This window comes from Akkermansia sp. NBRC 115031, from assembly GCF_030268505.1.
In the GTDB taxonomy this organism is placed as follows: Bacteria; Verrucomicrobiota; Verrucomicrobiia; order Verrucomicrobiales; family Akkermansiaceae; genus Akkermansia; species Akkermansia massiliensis.
On the sequence record NZ_BSQU01000004.1, the window covers coordinates 1 to 26850 of the forward strand.

26 protein-coding genes and 1 pseudogene are annotated in these 26850 nt (G+C 56.4%); 12 read left to right on the forward strand and 15 right to left on the reverse strand.

Going from position 1 to position 26850, the window contains the following annotated elements; genetic code table 11:
* The 4 genes and pseudogenes from QSJ36_RS06315 to QSJ36_RS06330 form a co-directional block, all read left to right on the forward strand.
* Positions 1 to 1171: pseudogene (locus tag QSJ36_RS06315) on the forward strand (sugar-binding protein); the annotation flags it as partial.
* Positions 1172 to 1270: 99 nt separating this feature from the next.
* Complete coding sequence (locus QSJ36_RS06320) at positions 1271 to 2494, forward strand: hypothetical protein (RefSeq protein WP_285467735.1); 1224 nt, start codon at positions 1271 to 1273, stop codon at positions 2492 to 2494.
* A complete protein-coding gene (locus QSJ36_RS06325; RefSeq protein WP_285467736.1) occupies positions 2491 to 4275 on the forward strand; it encodes an RHS repeat-associated core domain-containing protein in 1785 nt (594 codons plus the stop codon). Before QSJ36_RS06320 ends, QSJ36_RS06325 begins: the two co-directional genes overlap by 4 nt.
* Positions 4256 to 4774, forward strand: a complete 519-nt coding sequence (locus tag QSJ36_RS06330) for a hypothetical protein (RefSeq protein WP_146018222.1) — start codon at positions 4256 to 4258, stop codon at positions 4772 to 4774. Before QSJ36_RS06325 ends, QSJ36_RS06330 begins: the two co-directional genes overlap by 20 nt.
* Positions 4775 to 5320: 546 nt before the next feature.
* Here QSJ36_RS06330 and QSJ36_RS06335 read toward each other — a convergent pair.
* A complete protein-coding gene (locus QSJ36_RS06335) occupies positions 5321 to 5893 on the reverse strand; it encodes a SprT-like domain-containing protein (RefSeq protein WP_285467738.1) in 573 nt (190 codons plus the stop codon).
* Positions 5894 to 6014: 121 nt separating this feature from the next.
* Here QSJ36_RS06335 and QSJ36_RS06340 point away from each other — a divergent pair, with 121 nt between their 5' ends.
* The 7 genes from QSJ36_RS06340 (at position 6015) to QSJ36_RS06370 (ending at position 12446) form a co-directional block, all read left to right on the forward strand.
* Positions 6015 to 7136 (forward strand): DUF5009 domain-containing protein, encoded by a 1122-nt coding sequence (locus tag QSJ36_RS06340; protein ID WP_285467739.1) that lies wholly within the window; start codon positions 6015 to 6017, stop codon positions 7134 to 7136.
* A 129-nt stretch (positions 7137 to 7265) separates the two neighbouring features.
* Entirely contained in the window at positions 7266 to 8405 is a 1140-nt protein-coding gene (rffA, locus tag QSJ36_RS06345) for a dTDP-4-amino-4,6-dideoxygalactose transaminase (protein WP_102722629.1), read from the forward strand.
* Positions 8402 to 8902, forward strand: coding sequence for a GNAT family N-acetyltransferase (locus QSJ36_RS06350; protein ID WP_285467741.1), 501 nt, complete (start codon positions 8402 to 8404; stop codon positions 8900 to 8902). The genes rffA and QSJ36_RS06350 overlap by 4 nt, the downstream gene beginning before the upstream one ends.
* Positions 8899 to 9837: a glycosyltransferase family 2 protein gene (locus QSJ36_RS06355; protein ID WP_022396446.1), complete on the forward strand. Its 939-nt coding sequence runs from the start codon at positions 8899 to 8901 to the stop codon at positions 9835 to 9837. Before QSJ36_RS06350 ends, QSJ36_RS06355 begins: the two co-directional genes overlap by 4 nt.
* Positions 9838 to 9860: 23 nt before the next feature.
* A complete protein-coding gene (locus tag QSJ36_RS06360; protein ID WP_022396447.1) occupies positions 9861 to 10202 on the forward strand; it encodes an EamA family transporter in 342 nt (113 codons plus the stop codon).
* Positions 10195 to 10539, forward strand: a complete 345-nt coding sequence (locus QSJ36_RS06365; protein ID WP_022396448.1) for a hypothetical protein — start codon at positions 10195 to 10197, stop codon at positions 10537 to 10539. Before QSJ36_RS06360 ends, QSJ36_RS06365 begins: the two co-directional genes overlap by 8 nt.
* Positions 10540 to 10667: 128 nt before the next feature.
* Positions 10668 to 12446 (forward strand): hypothetical protein, encoded by a 1779-nt coding sequence (locus QSJ36_RS06370; RefSeq protein ID WP_253231965.1) that lies wholly within the window; start codon positions 10668 to 10670, stop codon positions 12444 to 12446.
* Between the two features lie 81 nt (positions 12447 to 12527).
* Here the strand turns inward: QSJ36_RS06370 and QSJ36_RS06375 are convergent, their stop codons facing one another.
* The 12 genes from QSJ36_RS06375 to rplU all read right to left on the reverse strand — a co-directional run bounded on the left by QSJ36_RS06375 (position 12528) and on the right by rplU (position 24817).
* Positions 12528 to 13613: a hypothetical protein gene (locus QSJ36_RS06375; protein ID WP_022396450.1), complete on the reverse strand. Its 1086-nt coding sequence runs from the start codon at positions 13611 to 13613 to the stop codon at positions 12528 to 12530.
* Between the two features lie 105 nt (positions 13614 to 13718).
* The gene (gene bioA / locus QSJ36_RS06380) at positions 13719 to 15068 is read right to left on the reverse strand and encodes an adenosylmethionine--8-amino-7-oxononanoate transaminase (RefSeq protein ID WP_102722633.1); all 1350 of its coding nucleotides are present in this window, start codon (positions 15066 to 15068) and stop codon (positions 13719 to 13721) included.
* Positions 15069 to 15098: 30 nt separating this feature from the next.
* Positions 15099 to 16064 (reverse strand): biotin synthase BioB, encoded by a 966-nt coding sequence (gene bioB / locus QSJ36_RS06385; RefSeq protein WP_285467744.1) that lies wholly within the window; start codon positions 16062 to 16064, stop codon positions 15099 to 15101.
* Between the two features lie 84 nt (positions 16065 to 16148).
* Complete coding sequence (locus tag QSJ36_RS06390; RefSeq protein WP_285467745.1) at positions 16149 to 16415, reverse strand: hypothetical protein; 267 nt, start codon at positions 16413 to 16415, stop codon at positions 16149 to 16151.
* Between the two features lie 58 nt (positions 16416 to 16473).
* On the reverse strand, positions 16474 to 18729 hold the full coding sequence (locus QSJ36_RS06395) for a hypothetical protein (protein WP_285467746.1): 2256 nt from the start codon (positions 18727 to 18729) through the stop codon (positions 16474 to 16476).
* Positions 18716 to 19678, reverse strand: coding sequence for a glycosyltransferase family 2 protein (locus QSJ36_RS06400; protein ID WP_022396455.1), 963 nt, complete (start codon positions 19676 to 19678; stop codon positions 18716 to 18718). Before QSJ36_RS06400 ends, QSJ36_RS06395 begins: the two co-directional genes overlap by 14 nt.
* Before the next feature lie 435 nt (positions 19679 to 20113).
* Positions 20114 to 21370, reverse strand: a complete 1257-nt coding sequence (locus tag QSJ36_RS06405) for a SufD family Fe-S cluster assembly protein (RefSeq protein WP_102728731.1) — start codon at positions 21368 to 21370, stop codon at positions 20114 to 20116.
* 8 nt (positions 21371 to 21378) lie between these two features.
* Positions 21379 to 22815, reverse strand: a complete 1437-nt coding sequence (gene sufB / locus QSJ36_RS06410; protein WP_022396457.1) for a Fe-S cluster assembly protein SufB — start codon at positions 22813 to 22815, stop codon at positions 21379 to 21381.
* Between the two features lie 23 nt (positions 22816 to 22838).
* On the reverse strand, positions 22839 to 23597 hold the full coding sequence (gene sufC, locus QSJ36_RS06415; RefSeq protein ID WP_022396458.1) for a Fe-S cluster assembly ATPase SufC: 759 nt from the start codon (positions 23595 to 23597) through the stop codon (positions 22839 to 22841).
* Between the two features lie 15 nt (positions 23598 to 23612).
* Positions 23613 to 24053, reverse strand: a complete 441-nt coding sequence (locus QSJ36_RS06420) for a transcriptional repressor (protein ID WP_022396459.1) — start codon at positions 24051 to 24053, stop codon at positions 23613 to 23615.
* A 154-nt stretch (positions 24054 to 24207) separates the two neighbouring features.
* Positions 24208 to 24471 (reverse strand): 50S ribosomal protein L27, encoded by a 264-nt coding sequence (rpmA, locus tag QSJ36_RS06425; RefSeq protein WP_022396460.1) that lies wholly within the window; start codon positions 24469 to 24471, stop codon positions 24208 to 24210.
* A 28-nt stretch (positions 24472 to 24499) separates the two neighbouring features.
* Positions 24500 to 24817, reverse strand: a complete 318-nt coding sequence (gene rplU / locus QSJ36_RS06430; RefSeq protein WP_022396461.1) for a 50S ribosomal protein L21 — start codon at positions 24815 to 24817, stop codon at positions 24500 to 24502.
* An 88-nt stretch (positions 24818 to 24905) separates the two neighbouring features.
* Here rplU and tsaE point away from each other — a divergent pair, with 88 nt between their 5' ends.
* Positions 24906 to 25355, forward strand: a complete 450-nt coding sequence (gene tsaE / locus QSJ36_RS06435) for a tRNA (adenosine(37)-N6)-threonylcarbamoyltransferase complex ATPase subunit type 1 TsaE (protein ID WP_022396462.1) — start codon at positions 24906 to 24908, stop codon at positions 25353 to 25355.
* Between the two features lie 6 nt (positions 25356 to 25361).
* Here the strand turns inward: tsaE and QSJ36_RS06440 are convergent, their stop codons facing one another.
* Positions 25362 to 26177 carry an alpha/beta fold hydrolase gene (locus tag QSJ36_RS06440; RefSeq protein ID WP_022396463.1) on the reverse strand — a complete coding sequence of 272 codons (816 nt, stop codon included), beginning with the start codon at positions 26175 to 26177 and terminating at the stop codon, positions 25362 to 25364.
* Positions 26174 to 26641, reverse strand: coding sequence for a hypothetical protein (locus QSJ36_RS06445; RefSeq protein WP_285467754.1), 468 nt, complete (start codon positions 26639 to 26641; stop codon positions 26174 to 26176). Before QSJ36_RS06445 ends, QSJ36_RS06440 begins: the two co-directional genes overlap by 4 nt.
* Positions 26642 to 26850: the final 209 nt, after the last annotated feature.

The following is a 26850-nucleotide window of genomic DNA, read 5'->3' on the forward strand; positions in this document are numbered from 1 at the left end:
GGCCCAGACTACGCTTTACACCTACAACGACCAGTTCCGGGTGTCCCTGGAGATCAAGCCCGATGGAGGGTACACGCGCTACGAGTACGATGACCAGGGCAGAACCGTGCTTTCCGCTGCTCCCTGGACCGGAGGCGGGGAGAGAGGGACCCGAACCACTTACGCCGACCTGCGCTTTAACGACTTCAGGCCGGCCACGGAAACCGAGGTGGTCATTGCCGAGGATGGAACGGAAACGGAACTTCTCAAGCGCACTTACACGTATGAAGACAGTCCGCAGGTCAGCCGCACCACGGTGAAGGAAACGGCGTTGGGGTCGGAAAACACACATATCAGTATCTCTGAAACCTACGGCGAGGCGGCGGAGTATGCCTACGCCCGGGGCAGGCGGAAGATGAGCCAGGGCGTCAATGGCGTCCAGACGGTCTATTCCTATGAAGCAGCCGCGGAATACGGGGCCGTCCACAAGGTGACGGAGACCGTACAGGCCAACGGAAGCATCGTTCCCGGACAAAGTACCCGGAACATAGAGTACATCGCTGAAAACAGCGCCACCACCAGGAAAGAACAATACGTTCACACCGGGAAAGACTGGTCGCTGATTGCCTCGGAGGACTACGAGTACGACGACGAGCAAAGGCTCATCAAGACGACCAAGGGCAACGGGCGCACCAGCACGACGGAATGGATGTGCTGCGGCCCGTTGAGGGAAACCGACGAAGACGGCATTACCACCAGCTACGGCTACAACTCGGCCAAACAGCTGGTGGAAACCATCCGCTCGGTGACAGAAACCACGCCAGAAACGATTACCTCCTACACAAGGGATGCGGCGGGAAGAAAGGTTTCGACACGCCGCGACATAGGAGCCATGACCACGGTAGAAGGTACGCAGTACGACGATCTGGGACGAGTAGTTTCCTCTACGGATATACTTGGCAGAGTGACACGAACGGAATACAGAGAGGACTACCTTACAACAACCATCACTACTCCTTCGGGAGCCACACTACCTACCAAGAGGTACTATGACGGGACTGCCATCTTACAAGGCGGAACCGGCCAGCGAGAGATGGAGACCCGGCTGGAGCTGACAGAAGAAGGCATCCTGACCACCACTTTGTCCAAAGGAGCCATTCTCTCACGCAATCTGGAAAACGGTTTTGGCTAAACCGTCCGGCAGGAACAACCCAATACGAAGGGGGGATTCGTAACAACCAGGAATGCCTACAATGAGAAAGGACTGCTCGTACACACCCAAAAGGAAGATTTGGCACCCACGGTCACCACTTACAGTGAAATGGGGCAAGCCATAAGACGAACTGTTCTATTGGACACTCTCCATCCGGAGGATACTTCAAAAAACAGGATATCGGAAACCTCATCCTGCTTCCGGGTTCGGGAAGACGGCATCTACCAAGTGCACACTTCCACTACCTACAATGCCGACGGTTGCCCCCTCACTCAAACCACGGAGAATATGATTTCCAGGCTCAGTGCAATTCTGGAAAACAAATCCATCACCACAGACGTCTACGGGCAGCAGAGCGTACAATGGACGGAGTACACTGTTCCAACCAGGCGCACCCGGTTCAGCCAGATTCCGACTTCGGATATTATAGCCGAATCTGTCATCGTAGACGGCTTTATGGTAAGTCAAACGAATCACACCGGCATCCATGCCTCACAGCAGCGCTTCTATATCTCCACAGGCATGATTCTGGAAAAAACCGACGGCAGCGGCAACACTACTATTGAGGAAACGGATCTTGCAGGACGTACTGTCAAGATCACGGACGCATCCGGCACCATGACCACCACCAGCTACCTTCCCTGCTGCAATGCCGTGGCTTCCATCACCGACGGCCTGGGAGGCACTACCTGCTATTCCTACGACATCCGCGGCAGAAAGACGGCCGAGTACGGCACCTCTATCCAGCCGGCCTGTTTCGCCTACGACGAAGCCGATCACATGGTGGCGTTGACTACCTTCCGGGCGGATGAGAGAGACATCACTTCCGATCCTTCCGGCCGTACCGACGGGGACACCACCGCGTGGCTCCATGACGAGGCTACGGGGCTTGAACTCAAGAAGACCTATGCAGACGGGTCCTGTGTCTCCAAGACCTACGACGATCTCAACCGTCTGGAGACATTGACCAAGGCCAGAGGGATCGTCGCTAGCTATAGCTACGTGCCATTGACCGGAGAACTTGTCTCCATTTCTCACAGCGATCAAACCATACCCTGGCTCTATTCTTATAACCATTTAGGTCAAGTGGTCTCTATCTCCGATGCCTCCGGCATCAGGGAATTTTCCTACGATTCATACGGCCGCATGATCCAGGACACTTCCTTTGGAGGTGTGGAAAGCTGCATCCAGGAACAATACGATGCCTTGGGACGTTCTGAAGGCTACCGCCTGATGCTTGGAACCCGTACCGTGCAGCACTCCCATCTTGACTATGACCATCAGGGTGGATTATTAGGATGAATCTGGAAGGACTGGAGTCTCCTTTTACCTGGCAGTATGATCAAACCACCGGCTTCCTCCACCATCTCACCTACCCCAACGACATGGTCCGCAGCAATAGTTACCATCCCAGGCTCAACCTTGTAACCGCCATCGGTTACAGGAATGGCGCGGATGGCGAATTGGCAGCCGGCCACGAATACGACTACGACGCGCTGATGCGTCCCACTCAACGCCGGGACTCATGGGATGCTGCCACTCCTGCGACGATAAGAGATTTTACCTATAACAAACGCAGTGAACTGGTCAAAGATCAAATCCGGCAGGGTGGGAGCTTCAATTATCGGTACGATAACATCGGCAACCGCAAGACTGTTCGGGAACTGGAAGAGGAAGTCTCGTATGCGGCCAATAGCCTCAATCAGTACATGAACATGACCGTGAATGAAGTTTCATTCACTCCCACTTACGATGCAGATGGCAACCAGACCCGCATCAGGACCTCGACAGGTATCTGGGAAATCAGTTACGACGCCAACGACCGCCCCGTTGTCTTCACCAGCCAGGATGGCCGAACGGCCATCACTTGCGGCTACGACTACCAGGGAAGGCGCTTCGAGAAGAAAGTCACCGTCAATGGAACAATATCCAGCCATTGCTGGTACTTGTACCGAGGCTATTTGCAGGTAGCCGAGCTGGATTTGATGCATCCTGAACCTTTGCTGGTAAAAAGCTATTTGTGGGATCCGACGGAACCGACCGCTACACGCGTTCTGATGTTGACTAATTGGAAAAACGGTGGAACAACCATTGATCAGCATCTTTGCTTCATGCACGATGCATTGAAAAATGTCACTTCTATCTTTGATGATTACCAAACGCGAAGAGCTCGCTATGAGTATGCACCCTTTGGCAGACTTATTGTGGCAGAGAGAAACATGGCTCAGGAAAGTAGGTTCCGCTTTTCTTGCGAGTACATGGATGACGAACTGGGACTCGTTTACTACAATTACCGCCACCTCAATCCCACAGACGGAAGATGGATCAACAGGGATCCCATTCAGGAACAAGGAGGTTGGAATTTGTATGCATTTATTAGGAATAGAATTAACATAGAAGTGGATTTATTAGGTAAAATACCCCCCTACAATGGAGGTGCTTCTGGAATCGTTGAAGTTCCTATTTTTCCTCCTGCACCAACACCTCCTGCACCAACACCTCCTGCACCAACACCTCCGCAAGAAGGATGTTCAATCCAAATTTGTTGCAGGCCTGTAGCGGTCTTTAGCAGAGCCCATTGCGTGATCAGGTTTGTCTCTTCGTCAGGCCCCTCCAGAGGATGTAGAGGAGGTCCTACAGGAAGAGGAAAAAGTAGCGGTGCTGGTGGTAGTAGCGGTAGTAGCGGTAGTAGCGGTAGTGGCAACGGAAATGGACAAAGCTCTCATTGTAAGGGATGTTGTGGCTCATGGGGGAACGTCATTGGAGGATGTGGTTCGATTTCAAATGGAACGGATCCTCTCAGCGTAGGTATCACTGAAGATCTTAATGATGCCGAAAGCAATCCTGATCGTTGTGAGACTGTAGCTATCGTGAGTGAAAGAATGTGTTCAATAGCCTATAGTTGTATCCAAAAAGAAATGGAAAAAATAAATCAAGAATGTTATATCTATAAGCCTTTAGGCAATAACAGCAATACAACATGGAAAACTGCTTATAGGAATTGTATTGGCGGTGATTATGATCCTCCAGAATCTCAACCAGGAAATGATGAATTCGACGAAAATGAAAAATGTAAGAAATAAGATTCTAATTATTTTATTAATTTTAATTCCTTTTTCTTTAATGAATTTATTTGGAAAAGAGCAATTGGAAGTAACCATAAAAAATCAAGACGAGATACCTGTAAAGGCTTTCATCTCTCTTGAGAGAGATAATTCGTTTTTTCAAAAAATTATTAATCCTGTTGGTTCTTTTTATCATAATAAAAGCACTATCTATACGGAAGATATCAAGGGAAAGGGAAAATTGAAAAATATTCGAAATGGTGACCGATTGGTATTATTTACGAATAGGAGTATATTGCCGATTCAGTTGCAATTAAAAGGGAAGGATATTTATCAATTTACGTTGAATTCCACCGACTTGCCTCCGTTGCCAGAAGAAAATGGAATGAAACGTGATCCGGATTGTGTTCTTTTCACTTTTGAAATTCAAGATATGTCAATTAAATTGCTCCATATTGAATACGCTTGGTCAGCAGAAGGGAATCAACGATGTAAAGCTATGGAATTGACAAAATGATAGGTATGGTTCGTCCTGAAAAAGCGTTACAGGGTTAGACGTAAGATTTTAATATTTCCAAACCCTCCGGAAAGTTGCATTTTCCGGAGGGTTTGCTTTTGCTGATTTATAGCAGATAGCTTTGCTGGGTTGTATAGCCGTTTCGGTGTTTTTGAGGAATCTATATACTTGACTAATGAGACTATTTTACATCTTTTTATTATTTGAAGGTGAACAATTTTTGAATGATATACTTTGAAATTTATATCATTAAATTTTAATAATAATTCACAGTTTCTTTCCATTTTTTATTTATTGGATTTAATGAAAAGAGAGATGCCCGGTTTGGACGAATCAGATGACTATTTAAGGATGATTAGTCAAGTATGTAGGTTTCAAATATTCCTGTCGTTGTTTTGGATATTCTTCAAATGCCGCACCAGTTTAAAAGCCAGGCTTGGCGATTGTTACAATAGCTGTGGTGGACCGATCGAAAGTCAAACCAGGCAGAGAGGAAACTTTTGATATTAATGCGACAATATCAGAAATTTTGTATGCCACCCTTGGTCATTCTTTTTCATAAGGCGCCAGCTCCAACTGGCCCAGGGTGTCGGGGCGCCCTTTCAGAGCCATGCGTTTGAGGTGTTTGGCGAAGGCGGGGCGGCGGTGGTACTTTCCCACAACCTCTCCCGTCGTTTTCAGGCGCAGAAGGTACTTGTATGTGGTGACGCGGATGGCGTCCGGTTTGGCGGCGGCGCAGGGAACGGCCCCTATTTCCCGGCAGATTTGTTTCCACCGCGGGCCGTGGGTGCGCTCTCCGTGGCGTGTCCAGGCCAGGGCGTGGGCGATTTCATGCAGGATGGTGTCACGGATTTCATGGGGGGCTTCCAGATTGGCGCGGACAAAGTGGACGGAGATGGAGATGCTTTTTTCCAGAAGGCGGCACACGCCCAGCCGCCTGCGGGCGCGGTCCCAGCCGAATTTCCAGTCCGGGAGGCCCAGTTCATCCATTTTCAGGCGGGCGTAGATTTCAATGTCCCGGAAGCTGTCGCGGTTGCCGGATTGGAGGTCCCCGATGGTCATACTGCGGGAAGAGCATAGCACGGAACGCGGGGAAGGAAATACGGAGAAGATCATCATGACGGAGTTGCCGCGGGGGGCGTCTTTTTTATGGAAACAGCAGTTTTTCTTTGCAGGATCGCGGAAAAAGAAAGCATGCGGAAAGGTTGAAGGGAAGGTCTCCGTAATAGGGAATATCACTATGAGTTCAGCTTCCGGTACCAAGCCGCAGAGGATTGCGGCCATTGACGCCCTGCGAGGGTTTGACATGTTTTTTCTGACCGGAGGCTTGGCGCTGGCCGTGGCCGGCATCAATCTTTTTTATGACCAGAGCCCCGCATGGCTGGTGAAGCACAGCGCGCACGTGAACTGGGAGGGGTTTGCGGCCTGGGACCTGGTGATGCCCCTTTTTCTGTTCATTGTGGGGACAGCCATGCCGTTTTCCTTTTCCAGGCGCATCGGCACGGTACCCATGTGGAAGATTTACCTGAAGGTGGCCAAGCGGGTGGTGGTGCTTTTTTTGCTGGGGATGGTGGTGCAGGGGAACCTGCTGAGTTTTGAACCGTCCAAGATGTCCCTGTACTGCAATACGCTCCAGGCCATCGCCTCCGGCTACTTGATTGCGGCCATTTGCCTTCTTCATCTGTCCATCCGGTGGCAGGTAGTGGTAACAGGGCTGTTGCTGGTTGTGTACTGGCTGGTCATGAAGTTCATTCCTTTTTCCGACCCCGTAGTGGGTTCATGCCCGGCCGGCATGCTGGAGCCGGGAAGGAACCTGGCCCTGCTGCTGGACAAGTACCTGATGGGAGACTGGCAGGATGGAACGAATTACGCCTGGATTCTGGCCCAGTTCGGTTTTGGGGCCATGACCATGCTCGGGCTGCTGGGCGGCCAGGTTCTGAAACGGGTGCAGGGACACGGGAAGAAGCTGGCGTGGCTGCTTGGCGCAGGTGCGGGCTGCCTGATTTTGGGATATGTCTGGAGCCTGGATTTTCCGATCATCAAGCATTTGTTCACCAGCTCCATGGTATTGTGGGCGGCGGGATGGTGCTATTTCCTGCTGGCCCTGTTCTACCTGCTGACGGATGTGCTGAAACTGAACTGGCTGACGTTCTTTTTCTCCGTGATCGGGAGCAATGCCATTTTCGTGTACATGTGGGCGGAGCTGTGCCCCCCCACGCGCAATTTCTCCCGGGTGCTGTTCACCGGGTTCAGCGAGTGTTTCGGGGATGTGGATCGGTTTGTCTTTTATTTGTGCAATTACGCCCTGATTTGGGGCGTGCTGTATTACATGTACAAAAACCGGACCTTCATCAAGGTCTAGGCTTGTTTTCAGCCCTCCGTTCATAGTAGGGTCTTCCGCGTGCGGGCGGCGCTGCCGCGTGGAGCGTTTTCCGCGGGGACCGGCATGCCCGTGCCGGGCGTTCGTCATGAGCCGGTCCTTTCTGGAGCCATGGAGATTCCTTTCAACCAACCTCACAAACACGGTCCCGAACTGGATTACATCCGGGACGCCATCCAGCGTGCCCATTTATGCGGGGACGGCTATTATACGAAGAAATGCCATGAGCTGCTCATGGAGCGCACCGGGGCCGGGAAGGCCCTGCTGGTCCATTCCGGAACCGCGGCTTTGGAAATGGCGGCCCTGCTGATCGATTGCCGCCCGGGGGACGAGATTATCATGCCTTCCTATACGTTCGTCTCCACGGCGAACGCGTTTGTTCTGCGCGGCGGCGTTCCGGTGTTCGTAGACATCAGGCCGGATACGCAGAATATTGACGAGACGCTGATTGAAGCGGCCATCACGGACCGCACCCGCGCCATCTGCGTAGTTCATTATGCGGGCGTGGCGTGCGAGATGGATGCGATTATGGAGATTGCCCGGCGGCACCATTTGTACGTGATTGAAGACGCCGCCCAGGGCGTAGGCTCCTGTTACAGGGGGCGCAGACTCGGTTCCATCGGCCATTTGGGGTGCTACAGCTTCCATGAGACCAAGAACGTCATTTCCGGAGAGGGCGGCGCCCTGCTGGTGAATGATCCGGAGCTGATGGAGCGCGCGGAGATTATCCGGGAAAAAGGAACCAACCGGGCCAAGTTTTTCCGCGGCCAGGTAGACAAGTATACCTGGGTGGACGTAGGCTCATCCTACCTGCCCGGAGAGATGACAGCCGCCTATTTGTACGCCCAGCTTGAACACGGGCAGGAGATCAACGGGGAAAGACTGAAGTGGTGGAATATGTACCACCGCGCGCTGGAACCCTTGGAAAAACAGGGCGTCCTGCGGCGTCCGTGCGTTCCGGAACACTGCGCGCACAACGCGCACATGTATTACATCCTGCTCAATTCTCTGGAGGAGCGCACCAGCCTGATTGGCAAACTGGCGGAATGCGGAATCAAGGCCGTGTTCCATTACATCCCCCTGCATTCCTCCCCCGCCGGGGTGAGGTTTGGGCGTTGTGCCGGCCCCATGCCGCATACGGACCGCACCAGTGAAACGCTGCTGAGGCTTCCCCTGTATTATGACCTGGGGGAAGAGGGCTGCCGGGAAGTGCTGCGGGCCGGGTTCGGCCTGGAAGAGTTTGAAGAATGATGAAGATTCACCTGGTCAACGTGTCCGATGTGGACGAGTCCATGCGCATGCAGCTCCGCATATGGCGCAATTCCGACGCGGTCAGCCCTTTTTTTCTGCTGGACCAGGTGACGGAGGACCAGCACCGGGCATGGCTGGAAAGGAATATCCGCGGGGAGGACGCTATTGCCTGCGTGATTTACGCGGACCAGGTTCCGCTGGGGCTGGTTTATCTGCCCTGGTTTGACCGGAAGACGCGCCGCGGCGAGATAGGCATTTATCTTTACGACAGGGGATTCAGGGAACTGCGTCCGGCCTCTGCCGCGTATGCCGGGATGATGGAACTGGCTGTAACAGAGCTGGAGCTGGAACGGCTGTACGCCCGGATTCTGGAGAATAACGCTGCTTCCATCCGTTTTCATGAACGCATGGGATTTTCCCATGCCCCGGAAGAGGACGGGGAGTGCGAGAAGAACGGGGAAAGAAAGCGCGTTCTGATGTATGTAAAAACGTTATGACTGATCCACAGGTTCAACTGTCCATTGTGGCTACCGTGTACTGCACGGGTGGCTATCTGGCGGAGTTCTGTTCCCGCAGTTTTGCCGCCGCGCTTGAGGCGGGTTATGACCCCTCCCGCACGGAGGTGGTGCTGGTGAATGACGGCTGCCCCAGGGGAGGGCTGGAACAGGCCCTGAAGGAACGGGAAAAGGACAGCCGGGTGCGCGTGGTGGATTTGTCCCGCAATTTCGGCCACCATCTGGCCATGTACGTGGCCTGCGAGGAAGCCCGCGGAGAGCGCGTGTTCCTGATTGACAGTGATCTGGAGGAAGCCCCCGAATGGCTGGCGGATTTTTCCCGGGAGATGGCCTCCACCGGGGCGGACGTGGTGTACGGCGTGCAGGAGAAGAGAAAGGGCGGCCTGTTTGAAGCCGTTTCCGGAGAGTTGTTTTACACGCTGTTCAACCTGCTTTCCGACCAGCAGATTACCAGGAACATGGTCACGGCGCGGCTGATGAGCGCGCGTTTCCTGCGGGAGATGTTGAAATTCCAGGACCGGGAACCCTTTTTCTTCGGCCTGTGCGTTTCCGCCGGCTTCCGGCAGGTGCCGTGCACGGTGAAGAAGGCGTCCTCTTCCCCCACCACCTACACCTTCCGCAAGAAGATGGCGCTGGCGATGAATTCCGTGGTTTCCTACAGCGCCAGGCCGCTGGTGTACATTTCCTACTTCGGACTGGGGGTCACCCTGATTGCCATGCTGTACGTCATCTGGGTGGTTGTGCGCCAGCTTTTGTACAATGTGGCGCCTCCCGGCTGGGCCTCCTCCGTGGCCTCCATCTGGCTGGTCGGCGGTCTGATTCTGATGAGCCTGGGGGTCATCGGCATTTACATTTCCAAGATTTACAAGGAGACCAAGCACAGGCCCGCCGTAGTGGTGGCGCGCCGGTATGAGTGAGTTCCTCCGCTCTTTTTTCTCTCATGATCAACTACCTTATTCTGCACCTGCTGTTCATCGTTTACGCCCTGAATACCGTTCTGGGGCGGATGGCGGCTCCCTATAGCTGGACGGACTGGCACCGGTTCGCCCTGCTGGCCGGCGTGCTGTTCCTGCTGGGCATTTATGCGGCAGGGTGGCAGGTGATGCTGAAAAAGTTCAATCTGGGCGTGGCTTATGCCAACCGTTCCGCCGTGGTCATCTGGGGAATCCTGCTGGCGTGGCTCTGCCTGGGGGAGACCCTTTCCTGGACGCTGGCGGCAGGGGCGGTGTTGATTATCAGCGGCATTATTCTTGTTTCCACGGAGGAGGACGCGCATGAATGAGGAATTCTACATCGGCCTGAACCTGTTTTCCGTTTTCCTGGCCTCCTGCACGCAGGTGATTCTGAAAAAGTCCGCCATGAACGAACGGCTGTCCGGCCTTTCCTATTTCGTGAATCCGGCCACCGTGACGGCGTATTCCATTTTCCTGGGCTGCTGCCTGCTCACGTTTTACTGCCTGTCCCATTTGCCGATGATTACAGTGAATGTGCTGGAATGCTCCGCATACGTGTACATCCTTTTCTTCGACCGGATTTTTTTCGGCAAGCCCATTACCATGCGCAAGGTGGGCGGCAACCTGATGATTATTGCGGGCATTATCATCTGCCTGAACCGCTGAGGCGGCGGCCATGGCCTTTTGGTCCTTCCGGGCTTTGCGCCGGGATAGGCTCTTGACTTTCATTTTATCCGTTTCTAGTATGCGGGCCCGGGCAGGGAGAACAGCCCGCAAAGTCAGGGAATTTGCTTATGTTGAAACAGGTTTGGAGATGGGTATCGCTTTTTCCGCTGCTCCATCCCGTATGGTTCAACCTGCTGTTGCTGGTTTTGGCCTGGAGCATTGTGGGCGTGGCGTACCAATCCAATGACGATCTGGTGATTGCGTCCGTGCTTGACGGCTGGGGCGACCCCTCCTACGCGGACGCTCACGTCATTTTCGTCAATCCCCTGCTGACCGGGCTGCTGCTGAAAGCGGCTCCCGTTCTGGGCGGCCTGTCCGTCTGGCCCGTGTTCCTGGCGCTTGCCACGCTGTCCAGCGGAGCGGCCATTTTCACGATGCTGACGGCGCACGCCCGCAAGGCGCGCAGATATGATTTCAATACGCTGGTCCTGCTGCTGGTGTGGCTTTTAATCATGCCGGGCTTTTATGCCGCCCTGCAATTCAGCCATGCCGCCTTCCTGACGGGGTTCACCGGAGTGCTGGTATGCCTGAAGTACGGTTCCTCCTCCTGGAAGGGACTGTGCACGGGGGGATTCCTGTGCGTGCTGGGCAGCATGATCCGGCTGGACGCCGCCCTGGTGTGCGATGCTTTCTGGGGGGCCATCCTGCTGGCTGGCAGTTTGGACGGGTTTAAACCGTCCCGGGAAAAGATGCGTGCCCGCGGCCGTCTCTGGCTGGCCCTGGCCGGCGTACTGGCAGTCTCCTTCGGTCTGAATGAGTATAACAAGCACGCCCACCGGAATGTGCTGGAGGGCTGTGACGTGGCGGCGTGGAACCAGGCCCGCGCCCTCCTTTCGGACACATGCCCCATCAGGCCGGAGGGCGCCTACCAGTGCGAGGAGTACGGCGTGTTCGCCAACGATATCAAGATGGTCCGGATGTTCACCAATTGCGATATGGACGCTTTCAACACGGATTATCTGGAAAGGCTTCTGCTAGCGCGGGACGGGGGCGAGTTCTGGCCCAGGGCCTGGGTCCGCGGGGAGAAGGCCCTTCATCTGTTTTCCTGGGATTCCGTCATGGACCTTCTGCCGTGCTGGATTTTATTCGGCCTGGCCTGCCGCGTGTCTTTCCGGCGGGGGGATTCCCCGGCTCTGGTATTCTGCGTGGGCGCCCTGCTGGTGCTGATTCTGCTGTACATGTCCAGCATAGACCGCCTGTATTTCCGCGTGGTGTATCCCACGTTCCTGATTGCCGGGCTGTGCCTGCTGTGGTCGGATAAATACCGCCCCATTCGTTTCAAATGGACCGGAAAGGGCGCCCTGACAGGCGGCGTGCCCATGTTCTGCGCGTTCGCCGTTTCTTTGTCACAGGCGTGCGCCGCCGTGTGGGAGGCCAATCTGGAGTCTTTTTCCCCGGATGCCGGCCGCCTGCTGTGCGAACGGGTGGACCGTGAACCGGATTCCCTGTTCTGCGTCCAGATGTCCGGCGGCACCATTGACGACCTGGCTCCGGGACAGTCCGTTTTCCGCAAGGCATGGAGCTGTTCCCGGAAGAATGTCGTGACGCTGGGCGGCTGGAATTTTCCGTTGAAGCCCGTGCAGCGGAAGCTGAAGGAGATGGGTTGGGAGGGGCAGTCCTCCCTGAACCTGTGCAGGGATAACGTATATATTGTCTGCCTGACTCCGCAGGGGGACGTTTCCGACATGGACAGCAAGTTCATGGGGATGCTCAGCCGCCATATATGGGAGCGGCACGGCGTACGCACGGCCTGGCATCTGGATGAGAATATTGAGGGCGTGCGCATTTACCGCCTGCGCAAGACATGGTTCCAGCCCGGGAAGCAGGAACTGCCTCCGTCCCGGTGATGCGCCGCGCCGGAAAGTAAAATCCCCCGATGCACGCTGCGCACCGGGGGATGAAAGGGGAATTGGAGCTGTCGACGGTTGTTAAAAGCGCGGGCCGCCGCCGGGCATGCGCCTGTTTGTGCGCTCTTCACGGAGTTTTGCCTGTTCCGCCGGGGTAAGAAGCAGGAATTCCAGGTCGCGGATGGCGCGCTGTTTTTCAGCGGGATCCTTGATGCCGGAAATCAGGCTTTTCATTTTTTCAAGGGCGGCCACCTGGTCGCCGAGCTCAAAGCATGCCTTTTCTCGTTCCCACTGTCTTTTGACCAGGAAGCTGGCTTTTTCCACTTCCGCCGTTTTTTTGTCGCTGGCGGAATTATTTTGCAGCAGGGTCGCTTCCAGTCCGATGCGTTTATTCCAGAGTTTCCGGAAGTTTTCCACATCCTTTTTTTCCTTGTAGGGAGCCAGCAGCACGCGGTCGAAGATGGTGTTGAGGTCCATCAGGTTGTCCGGCAGGGTATCCGAACGGTAGTCGCTGATGTTCAGGTAGGAGCGGATTACTTCACTGGCTCCGCCCACCATGGGGAGCTGTTCGCCCACATCCTTGGCGTTGGCGGCCACTTCATCCAGCATGGACAAGACGCTGGAGGAAACGTTGAGTTCGCGCTCGTTCTTCTCGGCATCCGCCTTTCTCAGGCACAGCAGCATCCATTTGCACTGGATTTGAAGGGCTTTTTTGAAGCCTGGGGCCACGTTGTTCCCCGTATTCTGCTTGCGCCAGTTGGAAAAGGCGGTGCTGGGGCTGTCCGGCTTGCTGCTGTTGCCGTTGCTGCCTCCTCTTCCTCCGGAGCCCGGCATGCGCATCATCCGGAATCCTCCCCCTCCGCCCCGGTTCAGCATGCGGGACATCATGCTGGTCGGGTTCAGAAAGCGGTCTTTCATGGCGTCTACATAAAGTTTCATGGCGGCGTTTTCCGTGCTGGTGGCCGCGGTGAGGGCGGTCACAGCCTTCTGGATACGGGCGGAGCTGGTGTTCAGGTAGCCGGATTTGACTTCCTTAAGCCACTCGGTGGCTTCCTTCCTTGCGGAATCGGTAAGCATTTCCTGAGCCTGGCAGAAACCGGAGCCCAGGATGAGAAGCATCAGCGCGGAAAGCGCCGGACGTTTGCGGAGCGGGGTGAAGTGTATCATGACGGTATGAGGTTACAGGGTATTTTTACAAACCCCTCCCCTGAAGAAAAGTTGCAGCTTTTCTTCAAAAAAAGAACAGCACATATTGTTACGGAGGAAAAATGTTTACCCCAGCACCTTGCGGACGCAGGCGGAGCAGACGGCTACGGCCTCCTCCATTTCCTCCGGGGAAATGATGAGGGGCGGGTTGAAGTACAGGACGTCTCCCAGCGGCCGAAGCAGCAGACCCTGTTTAAGCGCTTCCTTGTAAATCTGGTATCCCAGCCGCCGTTCGGACGGGAAGCTCTTCTTGGTTTCCCTGTCCTCCACCAGTTCAATGGCGTTCACCAGGCCCAGGCTGCGGATTTCCCCCACGTGCGGATGGTTCCCCAGCGCATCGGCGATCATCCGGTGGAAGAGGGGGGCCTTTTCCTGCGCCCGGGAAATAATTTGTTCCTCGTCCAGAATCTTCAGCACCGCCAGGGCGGCGGAACAGCCCAGGGGGTTGCCGGAGTAGGTATGGCTGTGCATGAAGGCCTTTCCTTCCCGGTAGTCCGCATAAAAGGCATCGTAAATCTTCTGCGTGGTGATGGTGATGGACATGGGCATGTAGCCGCCCGTGAGCCCCTTGGAGACGCACATGATATCCGGGGAGATGCCGGCCTGGTCGCAGGCGAACATGCTGCCCGTGCGGCCGAAGCCGGTGGCGATTTCATCCGCAATGAGGTGCACGTTATAGGCGTCGCACAGGGCGCGCAGCTTCGCCAGGTAGGCGGGGGGATACATCCGCATGCCTGCGGAACCCTGGAGCAGGGGTTCCACCAGCAGGGCGGCGCATTCATCCCCATGGCGTGCAAAGGCCTCCTGCGCCGCGTCAATGCATTCCGCCTGGCAGCAACCGCGTTTTTTTCCCCTGGGGCAGCGGTAGCAGTCCGGAGCGGGTATACGCACGATGTCCAGCAGCAGGGGCTTGTAGAGTTCCGAGTAAAGGTCCAGGCCGCCTGCGGAGAGGGCTCCCAGGGTTTCTCCGTGATAGCCGTCACTCAGGGACATGAAGCGCACTTTCTGGCGGTTTCCGGTCTGGTAGTGGTACTGGAAACTCATTTTCATGGCGGATTCGATGGACGCCGAACCGTTGTCGGAAAAATTGAACTTGCAGAGTCCCTGCGGGATTTTTTTCATCAGCTCCTCGCACAGGGTGATGGCCGGCTTGTGCGAGAAGTTGGCGAAGATGACGTGCTCCAGGGAATCAAGCTGGTTCTTGATGGCCTGGTTGATTTTAGGGTGGGAGTGCCCGAGCAGGTTGCACCACCAGGAGCTGACCACGTCCAGATAGCGCTTCCCGTCCACGTCGTACAGGTGGATTCCCTGCCCGCGTTCGATCACGATGGGGGGCAGCGTTTCATAGTCTTTCATCTGGGAACAGGGATGCCAGATGTATTCCAGATCTTTTTTTGACCAGTCGGAGTGATTCATGGGGAAAGGAGCGGGAAAACGGGACAGTCCTTATTTCATGCGGACTTCATAGCCCAGCTCCGCCAGCATGGCCAGGTCTTCCCGGATGGTGACGCCGGAGGTGGTGAGCATGTCCCCGGAGATGGCGGCATTCGCCCCGGACATGAAGATTTTCCTGCCGTGGTCCTTCATGGTGTTCCTTCCGGCGGCGATGCGGACGAAGCCATCCGGCATGATGAAGCGCACCAGCGCCACGATGCGGAGCTGGTCTTCCTCCCCAAGCGGGGTCATGTTCGCGTACGGCGTACCGGGGATGGGCGTCAGGAAGTTGATGGGCGCGGACTTGATGCCCAGTGCGGCGATGTCCATGTACATATCTATCCGGTCCTCCAGGGTTTCCCCCAGCCCCATGATGCCGCCGCTGCACACTTCCAGCCCGGCTTCCATAGCCCACTTGATGGTTTGCAGCTTGTCGTCGTACGTGTGCGTGGTGCAGACATTCGGGAAGTTGCGGCGGGAGGTTTCCAGGTTGTTGTGGTAACGGGAGACGCCCGCGGCCTTCAATTGTTCGCAGTGCTTTTTGGAGATGAGGCCGTGGGAGGCGCAGAGGGAGATGCCGCAGCGTTCGGCGATGTGCCTGTAGCTGGCGCAGAGCCGGTCCACGTCCGCATCCGTCAGCCTCTTGCCGGAGGTGACGATGGAATAGCGCAGGATGCCCCGTTCGTCATTGTACCTGGCGCCCGCCAGCAGGGCTTCATCACTTAAGAGGGGGTATTCCTCCACCGCGGTGGAGTAATGGGCGGACTGGGCGCAGTACTTGCAGTTTTCCGAACATTTGCCGCTGCGCCCGTTGATGATGGTGCAGAGGTCGAAGACGTTTCCGCAGAAGTGCTCCCGGATGGCGTTGGCCGCCTGGCACAGCTCCTCCAGCGGTTCCCGGCTGAGGGCTATCAGTTCTTCTCTGGTGCAGGAACCGTCCTGGAGCACCCTGGAGAGGAGGGAAGAGGTCAGACTCATGCGTCAAAGACTACCCCCGGCGCGGTTCACGTCAAGGGCAGAATGCCGGGGGTTACGTATCGTGGGGAATCCTTCCCTTTTTCCTTATTTGGCCGGCTGTTCCGGGGCCTTGTAGCGCAGGGCCTGGAATCCGGGCGCGGGCTTGTATTCCTTGTCCAGGATGGCGATGGCCCTGTCAATAAGGTCACGGTTTTCCGCGGCGATGTCGTTTTTCTCCGCGGGGTCTTTTACGATGTCGTACACTTCCCGGTTGCCGGGTTTTTTGCCAGGGAACAGGTTGAGGCGGATGACTTTCTTTGCGTCAAAGCGCACGGCCACCTGGCCGCCGTAGCCGCCTCCCGCCCAAACCACGGGTTTCCTGTCTTTCAGGGCGGATTTTTTACCCAGCAGGACGGGAGAGAGGTCTATCTTAATGGGGAGAGGAAGGCCGTTTTTTTACATGCCGCCAGAGACAGGCGGCACAAATCAGGAGAAGGGTGGCGAGGATGATGCAGTAATAGGTGTTCTGGCGGTGGTCCCTGTATTGGAGGAGGACATGCGCGGGCGTGTCGGAAACGGGAAGGGGAACGATGATGCCGTAGTTTTCCGAGCATTCCACGGGAACGGGCACCCCTCCGTTGATGCGTGCCGTCCAGCCTTCGGAATAGCTTTCCAGAATATCCAGTGAGGAGGCCCCCGGCGGGACGGTGAAGTCCATTTTATTGTACGTGAGCCAGTTGGGGTGCACGACGGCGCTTTCTTCCGTAGCAGGGCCGTTTGCAAAGTATCTGCCCCTGTAATGCGGGTTGGCAAAGAGGACGTACCGGGAAGTGTTTTCCACCAGGTTCCAGCCTTTGGTTTCCGGGAGCTGCTGGCGCGGGTTAACGAGAAGGTGGGAAATGCCTGCCTTGGCGGCGGCTTCCGGATGGGTCAGGATGTCCTGAAGGGCATGGAGACGTTTGGGCCTGACGGTTTCATAGCCTTCCGCCTGTTTGATGCCGAAGCTGGAAAGGTGGTTGTCGTGGAAATAGTCCTTGTCCCTGTGTGAAGTGTAGCACAGGACGGAACCGTCCCCCACCTGCTGTTTCAGGTGCGGCAGCCATTCGGGTTCCCTGTACAGGCCTGCGGATTCGGGCTTGTCCGCATAGTGGACCCAGGTGGCCTGAACGAGAAGCTGTTCCCCCAGGGAGCACAGAATGACCGCGGAGGCCAGCAGCAGCTTGTGCCGTGCGCGGACATGGATGCGGGAGGCGGCCCACAGGCCTCCCCACAGCAGTGCAAGCAGGGCCAGCGTGCGGGGATACCAGATGCACGTTTGTTCCAGCAGGCGTTCCGTCCTCAGCATGTACCAGGCTTCCCTGCCCGTTTCAGCGGGTGAGAGGCGGGAAACAAGGTTTCTCTGGAGGGTGGAGAGAATGTCCTGGTGGAAGATTTGAATCAGGATGGAGCACAGAAGCCATCCCAGCGTCAGGATGCCCAGCGCGATGAAGATTTTCTTCCAGACCGTTCTTGCGGGTTCCTGAGTAAAGGCATGGAGCTGCCACGCGGCCAGCCAGGAGGCACCCAGGGCATAGACCGTGGTGGAACGGGAATAAAAATAGGTGATGAGGGGGGTGAAGGCCAGAATCAGGCTGATGACCATCAGGAATTTTGCCGTCAGGGGGGCTTTTCTGTTAAAGAGGCCCAGCACGGCAAGGACGAAGATGACGCCTCCGGTGAATTTCAGGTCAAACAGGTCCTGGCCCATGAGTTTGAACAGGTCAATCGTTTCCGGAACGCCCAGGAGCGTGGGGAACAGGACGGTGACCAGGGAGGGAAGATGAGTGATTCCGGTCAGGAAGGGAATGGGCCTGCAACCTTCCATCAGGGGTGGAATGGTCTGGGCCAGCACGTCTATGGAGAGAAGGCCCCCGGCGATGCCGGACACCAGGTAGGGCAGGGAGACGCGCCAGAGGGTTTTAAACTTCCAGCGTGAGGGGGACGTCCACCAGTCCGCCAGCCAAACGCACCCCGTGAGCAGTACGATGAACAGGCACGCCTGAAGGTGGCCGCCCCGGAACCCGAGGGCGATGAAGAGGATGGAAGGAAGGTCGATGATTCTTTTTTCCCTGTTGCGCATCAGCGCCCATAATATCCACGGGGCCCAGCACATGGTTCCCAGCACCCACCGGTGGTAAATCCACAGGACGAATTGGGAGTAGAAGCCGTAGCCTATCGCCCCCAGCAGGCAGTAGGGAGCCGGAACCTGGCGGCTCCGCAGGAAGACGATCATGCCCAGACCCGCAAGGAAGAATTGCAGGATGATGCCCGTGTCCCAGGCCGTCCAGAAGGGCAGGAAGAAGTAGAGGACGTGGTGCCAGTCACCGGGGCACAGCATCGTGTTTTCCGCAATGGCCGTTCCGTTGTGGGTGTACGGATTCCAGCCCATGTAACCGTCCTGCCGGAAGCTTTGCGCTACGGAGTAGTTGTAGGGCAGGTATTGGGAGATGGCGTCCACGGTAAAGTGGTTGTGGACGTTTTCCATGGGCTGCGTGGCATACGGGGAGATGAGGCAGTCCATGATGTCCATGGGCGCCAGCACTTTGCCCCCGAAGATGGCCGGGGCAAAGCAGGCCCCAACGAGGACGGCCCAGAGGAGGCAGCAGAGCCAGAAAGAGCGCCGGGAGAGGGAGTCAGTGTTTTTCATGCTTAAGATTGCGTTCCTCCCAATGCATGAGGGAGAGGACATGGTCGTACCGCTGGGCGGACCGGAGGCCGTGAAGTATGAAGGCGATGGTCAGCGCGAGGGCCGATACGGTGAAAAGGCCCATGGACAGGACGGCCAGCGGAAGGTGGAAGACATAGTCGTACCGGAAGTAGTCCAGAACGGCAGGGATGCCGGCCAGAATGGCGAGGATGAGCAGAACCGCGCTGATGATGGAGAAGAAGAACAGGGGGCGGTGGTTCATCAGGACGGCGAAGATGGTTTTGATGACCTTCACCCCGTCAGATACGGTAGAGAGCTTGGATACGGAGCCTTCCGGGCGGTCCATGTAATTAGTGGGGATTTCCACGACGGAATAGCCGTTGTCCAGGGCGTGGATGCTGATTTCCGTTTCCAGTTCAAAGCCCGTGGAGAGAATGGGGAAGTTTTTGACGAACCGCTTGGAAAAGACGCGGTAGCCCGTCAGGATGTCATGCAGGTTGCCCTGGAACAGTTTGTTGATGAGCATGCGGACGGCCTTGTTTCCCGTATTATGCATGGGGCGCTTGTTTTCCCGGCTGTAAATGCCGGCGTCATGGCGGTCTCCGCATACCATGTCCGCATCTCCCTGGAGAACCGGTTCCAGCAGGCGGGGGAGGTCGGCGGCGGGATAGGTCAGGTCTGCATCCACCATTACGTAAACGTCCGCATCTATTTCCCGGAACGCCTTTTTAATGGCCATGGCCTTACCCTTCCGTTTTTCTTGAAGCAGCGTGCCGGAACAGCCTAATTCTTCATAAGTTTTCCTGGCTATTTCCGCAGTTTTATCGGAAGAATTATTATCAACTACATAAATGGCCGCTTCCGGGCAGTGGGAATGAAAATCCTGCATCACTTCCCGAATGGTCAATTCTTCATTGTAGGCGGGGATAATGATGGCGATGGAAATCATGTGATGACCTTTTGAAAATTGAGTATCTTGCCAGAGATTACGGATTGCGAATTCGAAGTCAACATGTTTTTCTGAAACCGAATTAGTTAATAGAAAAGACCGGTTGTTGGAAAAGAAATTTTTCTTTAATTTGAAGGTGTGGATTCCTGATAAAATTCTGCCTTGCAAAAGATTTCAGGTTTGCATCAACCGCCGTTCTTTTGGCCGGATTCGCAATCCGCTGGTTTTTCCATTATGAATGAAGATGGTCCCTGTCAATCGCGGGACCGTTTCTCCGGGAGAATGCCTCCCGGCAATTAAAACCGTGCTTCATTCCGGAGGCTTTTATCAAGGAAGCGAAAGGAGGAGGAAAGGGCAAGCCGCATTTTTCTCCGTTTTCCCTCCGCAGGCGAAGGAAAAGGAAAGGGACACGGTTTCCCCCGGATGAAGAACGGTTCAGGAGAGGACGATTTCCTCTACAGCGGCGCGGAGGGTTTCATCACTGAATTGGTCCAGCGCATGTTTCAGAAAGCCCTGGGCGATCATCCTGCGCGCCGTGTGCTCCGGAATGCCGCGTGAAAGCAGGTAGAAGATTTCTTCCGGAGAGATGGAGGAGGTGGCGGAACCGTGCGAGCACTGCACCCTGTCCGCCAGGATTTCCAGGCCGGGAATGGAGTTTGCTTCCGCCCGGGGGCTGAGGATGAGGTTGCGGTTGCTCTGGTAGGCGCTGGTATCGTGAGCACCTTCCGCCACCAGGATCATGCCGCTGAAAATGCTGCTGGCCTCGTCATCCAGCACATTGACGTAAAGCAGGTTGCTGGAGGCTCCGCGATAGAGGTGCTTTTGGTAGGTTCTCTGGTCCAGCTCCTTGTTTTCCTTCAGGTGGCTGGCGGAAAGCAGGCGTACGTTGGCGCTGTCTCCGTTCAGGAGGCAGACCGTCTCCTGCCTGGCCCATGCCGCGCCGGGATGGCTGACGAGGTGCTCCATTTCCGCGGAATCGTCCGCCATAATGTGGCAGAGCTCCACGGCCCGGGAACGGCTGTTGAGCTCCTGGACCAAAGCGTATTTGACGGAGGAAGCGGAGGAAAGATGGTGCTGCTGGAGCGCTCCGCAGAATTGGCTGCCGTGGTCCGCGCTGACGTGGCGTTCCAGGATGTGCAGGCGGCTTCCGGTCTCCGCAATGACCAGCGTGGCGGGGAAGACGGCCACGTTGTCCCCGGAGATGAAGTGGAAGATTTCCAGGGGGCAGGAGATTTCCCGGTCCGCCATGATGACCAGACCGTTGTGCTGGAGAGCCGTGTTCAGGGCGGCCAGTTTTTCGGAACCGAGCGTTTCCGGCGCTGTTTCCAGGTGTTTCCGGGCCGCGTCCGGGTATTGGAGCACAAAGTCTTCCAGATCCATCACGGCGAGGCCTTCCGGCAGTTCTTCCGGGATGGAGACGGGGAGGCCGTTGGCGTAAACGATGCGGATGGCGTCTGGCATGGAGGCATGCTCCCTGATGATGGAGGCCAGGGCTTCCGGTGCCACGGGAGGGGCGGCTTCAAAGTTTTCCAGGGATTCGTTGCCGGGAGTTCCGAAACGCCAGGATTCCATGCGGCGGGAGGGTTCCGGAAGCTGGCCCGCCTGTTCCAGGGCCTGGCGGTGCCTGGCTTCAAACCATGCGGGAAGGAAGCCTGCGGGGAATTGTTCTTCGTTGAGCAAGTGGTTCATCATTTCCCTCCTTATCCGATGCTGTCTTCCATTTCCAGGTCAATGAGCCTGCGCAGTTCCACGGAATATTCCATGGGGAATTCCTGAACGAGGTCGTTAATGAATCCGTTGACGGCCAGGGACATGGCCGCCGCCTTCGGGATGCCCCGCTGCTGCATGTAAAAGAGCATTTCTTCAGAGACCTGGGAGACGGAAGCTTCATGCTGCACCGTGTTCCTGTCCCCCTTCACCGTGATGGCGGGGTAGGTGTCCGTGCGGCTGTTGGCCGCCAGCAGGAGGGCGTCGCATTCCGTGTTGTTCTTGCAGCCCTTGAGGCCTTTGCCCATGACCACCTGGCCCCGGTAGCTGGCGCGCCCTTCACCGATGCTGATGGATTTGGAAACGATGTTGGACGTGGTGTCGTCTGCCGCGTGGATCATTTTGGCACCCGTGTCCTGGTGCTGGCCCGTATTCGCCAGGGCGATGGAGATGACTTCCCCGCGTGCACGCCTGCCCTTGAGCACCACAGCCGGGTATTTCATGGTGAGTCCGGAGCCTATGTTGCAGTCTATCCAGCGGATTTCCGCGTCTTCCATGGCCAGTCCGCGCTTGGTGACCATGTTGAAGACGTTGGAGGACCAGTTCTGCACAGTGACGTACTGGATTTTCGCTCCTTTGAGGGCCACCAGCTCCACGACGGCGGAGTGGAGGGTGGTGGTTTCAAACTGGGGGGCCGTGCACCCTTCCATGTACATGAGCTCCGCCCCTTCATCTGCAATGATGAGGGTGCGTTCAAACTGCCCGAAGTTTTCCGAATTGATGCGGAAGTACGCCTGGAGCGGGTGCTTGAGCTTCACGCCCTTGGGCACGTAAATGAAGGAACCGCCGGAAAATACCGCGCTGTTCAGGGCGGAGAATTTGTTGTCTCCCGTGGGGATGACTTTGCCGAACCAGGGGCGGAAGACGTCTTCATGGTATTTCAGGCCTTCCGTGGAGTTGACGAAGATGACGCCCTGGCTGCGGAGTTCCTCCTTCATGTTGGAGTAGGCGGACTCGGAGTCATACTGGGCTTCCACGCCCGCCAGGAACTGGCGTTCCTGTTCAGGGACGCCCAGGCGTTCAAAGGTGCGCTTTACGTCTTCCGGCACGTCGTCCCAGCTTCGCTTGGGCCGTTCGCCGTCGGAAAGATAGTAGCGGATCTGGGAGAAGTCTATTTTTTCAATGTCCGGGGACGCCCAGTGGGTGGGCATGGGCTTGCTTTCAAAGACGGCAAGCGCATTTTTGCGGAACTGGCGCACCCATTCCGGATCGTCCTTGACGTCGCAGATGTAGTCGATGGTGGCCTCCGTCAGGCCGTAGCCGGCGTTGAATTTATGGCGTTCCGGGAAGGAGAAGTTCCCCTTGCTCCGGTCGAAGTCAAACAGGTTCTGTTTGTTCCCGTCCTCTGACATGTCAGGTGTGTCGCTCATGATTGACTGCCGGATTGGCGGCGTTACGCCTTTTCCGCTCCTTCCGCCTCTTTCAGGAATTCATATCCCCTGCTTTCCAGTTCGTCCACCAGCTCTCCGCCGCCGGTACGGACAATCCGTCCGTCGGCCAGCACGTGAACCACGTCCGGCTTGATGTAATCCAGCAGGCGCTTGTAGTGGGTGATGACGAGGAAGCTGCGGAAGGGGGAGCGCATGGAGTTGACTCCTTCCGAAACGATGCGGAGGGCGTCTATGTCCAGGCCGGAGTCCGTTTCGTCCAGAATGGCGTAAAGGGGATCCAGAAGAAGCATCTGCAGCACTTCATTGCGCTTCTTTTCACCGCCGGAAAAGCCTTCGTTGACGGCGCGGGCGGTGAATTTGCGGGACATGCCGAGCTGGTCCATTTTTGCATACAGCGTCTTGTAGAAGGTAACCGCATCCAGTTCCTCCCCCTGGGGCATGCGGGCCTGCATGGCGGCGCGCAGGAAGTTGGCGTTGGACACGCCGGGAACTTCCATGGGATACTGGAACGCCAGGAAGAGGCCCGCGCGGCTGCGCTCGTCAATGCTCATGTCCAGCAGGTTCTGTCCGTCCAGCCAGACTTCCCCTTCCGTCACCTCATAGTCCGGGTGGCCGCAGAGGACTTTGGAGAGGGTGCTTTTTCCGGAACCGTTGGGTCCCATGATCGCGTGCACTTCTCCCTTGGGAATTTCAAGATTGATGCCTTTAAGTATTTCCGTGCCTTGCACTTTGGCGTGCAAATTTTTAATGACCAGACTCATGATGATGAAAGGGATTTAGCCCTGCGGCGTGATGATGGAGCCCCTGAGGGTGATCTGGGCTTCTTCTATGCACACGTCGTCGGGCAGGTTGATGAATTCCTTCAGATCCACGCCCTCCTTGATGGTGATGTCGTAAATGCAGCCGGTCCGGGTGTCCTGGAAGTGCCCATGATCAACGAGATTGGGACAGAAGCGGGAAGAGCTGCGTTCAAAGTTGACCTGATTGACCAGGCCGTGATTCACCAGGGCTTCCAGGCAGTTGTAAACGGTGGCCAGGGAGATGCTGGGGAGCTTTTTGCGCACCCGCTGGTAAACTTCATTCGCGGTGGGATGGTCTCTCTGTTCCAGGAGAACCTGGTAGACTTCCTGTCGCTGCTTGGTGAGTCTCAAACCGGAAATAACCGGGAGGGTAGAGGCGGTGCGGGCGGCTTGTTTGGAATCTGTTTTGGGATTCATATCTTATTTTTCATGCTCTGCGTGGATAGTGGGGGAGGGTCAATTGTTTTGCAAGAACAATTCCTGTTATTTATTCGGGCGCGGGGAGGGGTAAAAAAGGGGCGGTCATCCCTGTGGATGGCCGCCCCTGCAGGGAGATAGAGTTATCTGTAATTTAGTTGGCAGCCTCGGAGCTTTCCGGGGCCACATTGACGCGGCGGCCTTCGCGGTCAAAGAACACGCGGCCGTCCACGAGGGAGAAAATGGTGTAGTCACGGCCCATGCCCACGCCCTTGCCGGGGTGCCACTTGGTGCCGCGCTGGCGGATGATGATGTTGCCCGCGATCACTTCCTGCCCGCCGAATTTTTTAACGCCGAGGCGCTTGCTGCGGGAGTCGCGACCGTTCTTGACAGAACCTTGACCTTTCTTGTGAGCCATAAGATTAGGATAAAATTAAGGGTTGAAATTAGGCGTTGATACCGGTGATTTCCAGCTTCGTCATGGCGCGGCGGGAACCTTTTTTCTTGTGGAAGCCCTTGCGGCGCTTGAATTTGAAGGCGATGATCTTCTTGTCGCGGAACTGGCTGACGACCTTGGCGGAGACCGTAGCTCCTGCCACCGTCGGGGTGCCGAGGGTCACGTTTCCGTCATTTTCCACCATAAGCACCTGATCGAAGCTTGCTTCAGCACCCTCTTCAAGGGTATTGATGCACTCAACGTCGATCACGTCGCCCGCCTGAACGCGGTACTGCTTGCCACCTGTTTTGAAAATTGCGTATGCCATTGCTATCACTGTTAAGGTTCACCCGCGGATGCGGGAGCCGCAATAAACCATATCACCTTCTTTTAGACAAGCAAAATTTCATGAAAAAATGAACGAATGGTATAAAATTTTTAAAAACGGCCCCGTTTTAACTCATTCTCCGGAGGAAATGAGGGAGCTGGGATGGCAAATAGGTAAAATTTTAATGCCCGGTGAAGTGTTGGGCGTGGTGGGGGAGCTGGGCGCCGGAAAGACGCACCTGACTCAAGGGATTATGGAAGGGCTGGGGAGTTCCGATGCGGCGGCCAGCCCGACGTTTTCCCTGGTGCACGAGCATGCGGACGGGCGCCTGCGGGCGTGCCATTTTGATTTTTACCGGCTGAAGGATGAGTCCGAATTGCTCGGCATAGGCTGGGACGAGTATCTGGACGGGGACGCGGTGCTCATTGTGGAATGGGCCAACCTGTTTCCGGACGCGCTGCCGGAGGGAACTTCCTGGCTGCTGCTGGAGCACGAGGGGGAATGCCTGCGCCGGGTGTCTCTGGCCCCTGTGGAATGAAGCGGTTCAGTAGCTGATGCTCCTGGAGAACGCCTTGTCAAAGCCGGGGCTGAGCCAGATGGTGTTATGCATGGCGCCGGGGAATTCCTGGTAGTTGACCGGCGTGGAGAAGCAGTCCCGGAGCCGTTTGGCGTGGTCAGGCGGGATGACTTCGTCCGATCCCGCCGCCAGGATGCTGACGGGGCAGGCTACTTTGGGCGCTGCCAGGTCCGACCGGAAGTGGTCCGGCAGGAGAAGCTTGACGGGAAGGTAGGGGAAGAGGCCGCGGGCGGTTTCCAGAAGACTGTCAAAGGGAACCAGCAGGACCAGCTTTTTCACGTTCCTGACGGAGGCTATCTGCGTGGCGACTCCGGAGCCGAGGCTTTGCCCGACCAGGATGACGTCGTCCGGCGTTCTTCCGGTTTCCTTCAGCACGGAGTCGAGAATCGCCAGGGAATCCCCCATGATGTTCTGCTCCGTGGGCGTGCCGGTGCTGAGACCGTATCCCCGGTAGTTGACCAGGAGCTTGGCATGGGGGAACCGATCCAGGTAGGGAAGCATCATGGAGATGTCCATGGCATTCCCTCCATAATACACCAGCAGGGGCTGTCCCTTCTTTTCAATAAGCCAGCCGCTGAGCTGGGCCCCGTTATGGTGGAAAGTGCGCCGGTGGGGCTCCCAGGCGGCGCGTTTTTCCAGATACACGGTTTTGTCCTTGGGCTGGGGCGGCAGGTACACCAGGGAACGGACGGAACACTGGACGCACGCCAGGGCCAGCGCTCCGGCCAGCAGGGCGCTCAGGATTTTCCATTTTCCCGGTTTCAGCATCCGCATGAGGTTCATTGTCCAGAATTTTCCGTGGTCATGGTCCCGGCCGTGCCGGTGCGGGGTAGGGCTGTCCCCCGTTCCTGGCAGCTCCAGCCGGTCAGGGAGGACGTTTTGCCTTCCGCGTCCAGGCGGCACACCCCGCTGAGGAGTATTTCCCGGGAGGAGGTCTTAAAGTGCAGGACGGCGGGTGATGTTCCCTGCCGGTACGTAACCGTTGCCGTTTCCGGAAGCGCTCCGTTGACTCCCAGGGTGCCTCTGCCGTCACCCAGGGAGTTGTATAAGAGAGTCATGCCGGAGTTTGCGCGCTGGATTTCCCGTGCTGGGGCAGGTTCCGTTTCACCATCCAGGACAATGGCCGTGCGGCTCCCGTTGGGGAACCATTCCGCCTGGACGTTATCCGTTTCAAGCGTGGCGCCGCCGCGCCCGCAGGCGCAAAGCGTCAGCAGCATGCCGGGCAGGAGGAGGAAAGCTGGTCGCATGGAAAGAGTGTCCCCGAATTTGAGGAGGAAGGCAATCTCTCTTTTCTCTCCATGGGCGGCTTTTGCAGGAATTGGAATTTTTCTGATAGAAGAAAACCGGGGAAAAGGTATAATAAAGGATATGTTTAACCGGATGTTTTCATGGAGTTTTGTGGCCGCAGCGTGCGTTGCGGGATCATTCCCGGCACTATCCCGGGGGCAGGAAGGCG

Excerpts from the sequence above, each read along its gene's own strand:
- QSJ36_RS06325 (WP_285467736.1), top strand. The coding sequence starts at position 2,491 with ATGAATCTGGAAGGACTGGAGTCTCCTTTTACCTGGCAGTATGATCAA.
- QSJ36_RS06330 (WP_146018222.1), top strand. The coding sequence starts at position 4,256 with ATGAAAAATGTAAGAAATAAGATTCTAATTATTTTATTAATTTTAATT.
- QSJ36_RS06335 (WP_285467738.1), bottom strand. The coding sequence starts at position 5,893 with ATGATGATCTTCTCCGTATTTCCTTCCCCGCGTTCCGTGCTATGCTCT.
- QSJ36_RS06340 (WP_285467739.1), top strand. The coding sequence starts at position 6,015 with ATGAGTTCAGCTTCCGGTACCAAGCCGCAGAGGATTGCGGCCATTGAC.
- rffA (WP_102722629.1), top strand. The coding sequence starts at position 7,266 with ATGGAGATTCCTTTCAACCAACCTCACAAACACGGTCCCGAACTGGAT.
- QSJ36_RS06350 (WP_285467741.1), top strand. The coding sequence starts at position 8,402 with ATGATGAAGATTCACCTGGTCAACGTGTCCGATGTGGACGAGTCCATG.
- QSJ36_RS06355 (WP_022396446.1), top strand. The coding sequence starts at position 8,899 with ATGACTGATCCACAGGTTCAACTGTCCATTGTGGCTACCGTGTACTGC.
- QSJ36_RS06360 (WP_022396447.1), top strand. The coding sequence starts at position 9,861 with ATGATCAACTACCTTATTCTGCACCTGCTGTTCATCGTTTACGCCCTG.
- QSJ36_RS06365 (WP_022396448.1), top strand. The coding sequence starts at position 10,195 with ATGAATGAGGAATTCTACATCGGCCTGAACCTGTTTTCCGTTTTCCTG.
- QSJ36_RS06370 (WP_253231965.1), top strand. The coding sequence starts at position 10,668 with ATGTTGAAACAGGTTTGGAGATGGGTATCGCTTTTTCCGCTGCTCCAT.
- QSJ36_RS06375 (WP_022396450.1), bottom strand. The coding sequence starts at position 13,613 with ATGATACACTTCACCCCGCTCCGCAAACGTCCGGCGCTTTCCGCGCTG.
- bioA (WP_102722633.1), bottom strand. The coding sequence starts at position 15,068 with ATGAATCACTCCGACTGGTCAAAAAAAGATCTGGAATACATCTGGCAT.
- bioB (WP_285467744.1), bottom strand. The coding sequence starts at position 16,064 with ATGAGTCTGACCTCTTCCCTCCTCTCCAGGGTGCTCCAGGACGGTTCC.
- QSJ36_RS06395 (WP_285467746.1), bottom strand. The coding sequence starts at position 18,729 with ATGAAAAACACTGACTCCCTCTCCCGGCGCTCTTTCTGGCTCTGCTGC.
- QSJ36_RS06400 (WP_022396455.1), bottom strand. The coding sequence starts at position 19,678 with ATGATTTCCATCGCCATCATTATCCCCGCCTACAATGAAGAATTGACC.
- QSJ36_RS06405 (WP_102728731.1), bottom strand. The coding sequence starts at position 21,370 with ATGATGAACCACTTGCTCAACGAAGAACAATTCCCCGCAGGCTTCCTT.
- sufB (WP_022396457.1), bottom strand. The coding sequence starts at position 22,815 with ATGAGCGACACACCTGACATGTCAGAGGACGGGAACAAACAGAACCTG.
- sufC (WP_022396458.1), bottom strand. The coding sequence starts at position 23,597 with ATGAGTCTGGTCATTAAAAATTTGCACGCCAAAGTGCAAGGCACGGAA.
- QSJ36_RS06420 (WP_022396459.1), bottom strand. The coding sequence starts at position 24,053 with ATGAATCCCAAAACAGATTCCAAACAAGCCGCCCGCACCGCCTCTACC.
- rpmA (WP_022396460.1), bottom strand. The coding sequence starts at position 24,471 with ATGGCTCACAAGAAAGGTCAAGGTTCTGTCAAGAACGGTCGCGACTCC.
- rplU (WP_022396461.1), bottom strand. The coding sequence starts at position 24,817 with ATGGCATACGCAATTTTCAAAACAGGTGGCAAGCAGTACCGCGTTCAG.
- tsaE (WP_022396462.1), top strand. The coding sequence starts at position 24,906 with ATGAACGAATGGTATAAAATTTTTAAAAACGGCCCCGTTTTAACTCAT.
- QSJ36_RS06440 (WP_022396463.1), bottom strand. The coding sequence starts at position 26,177 with ATGAACCTCATGCGGATGCTGAAACCGGGAAAATGGAAAATCCTGAGC.
- QSJ36_RS06445 (WP_285467754.1), bottom strand. The coding sequence starts at position 26,641 with ATGCGACCAGCTTTCCTCCTCCTGCCCGGCATGCTGCTGACGCTTTGC.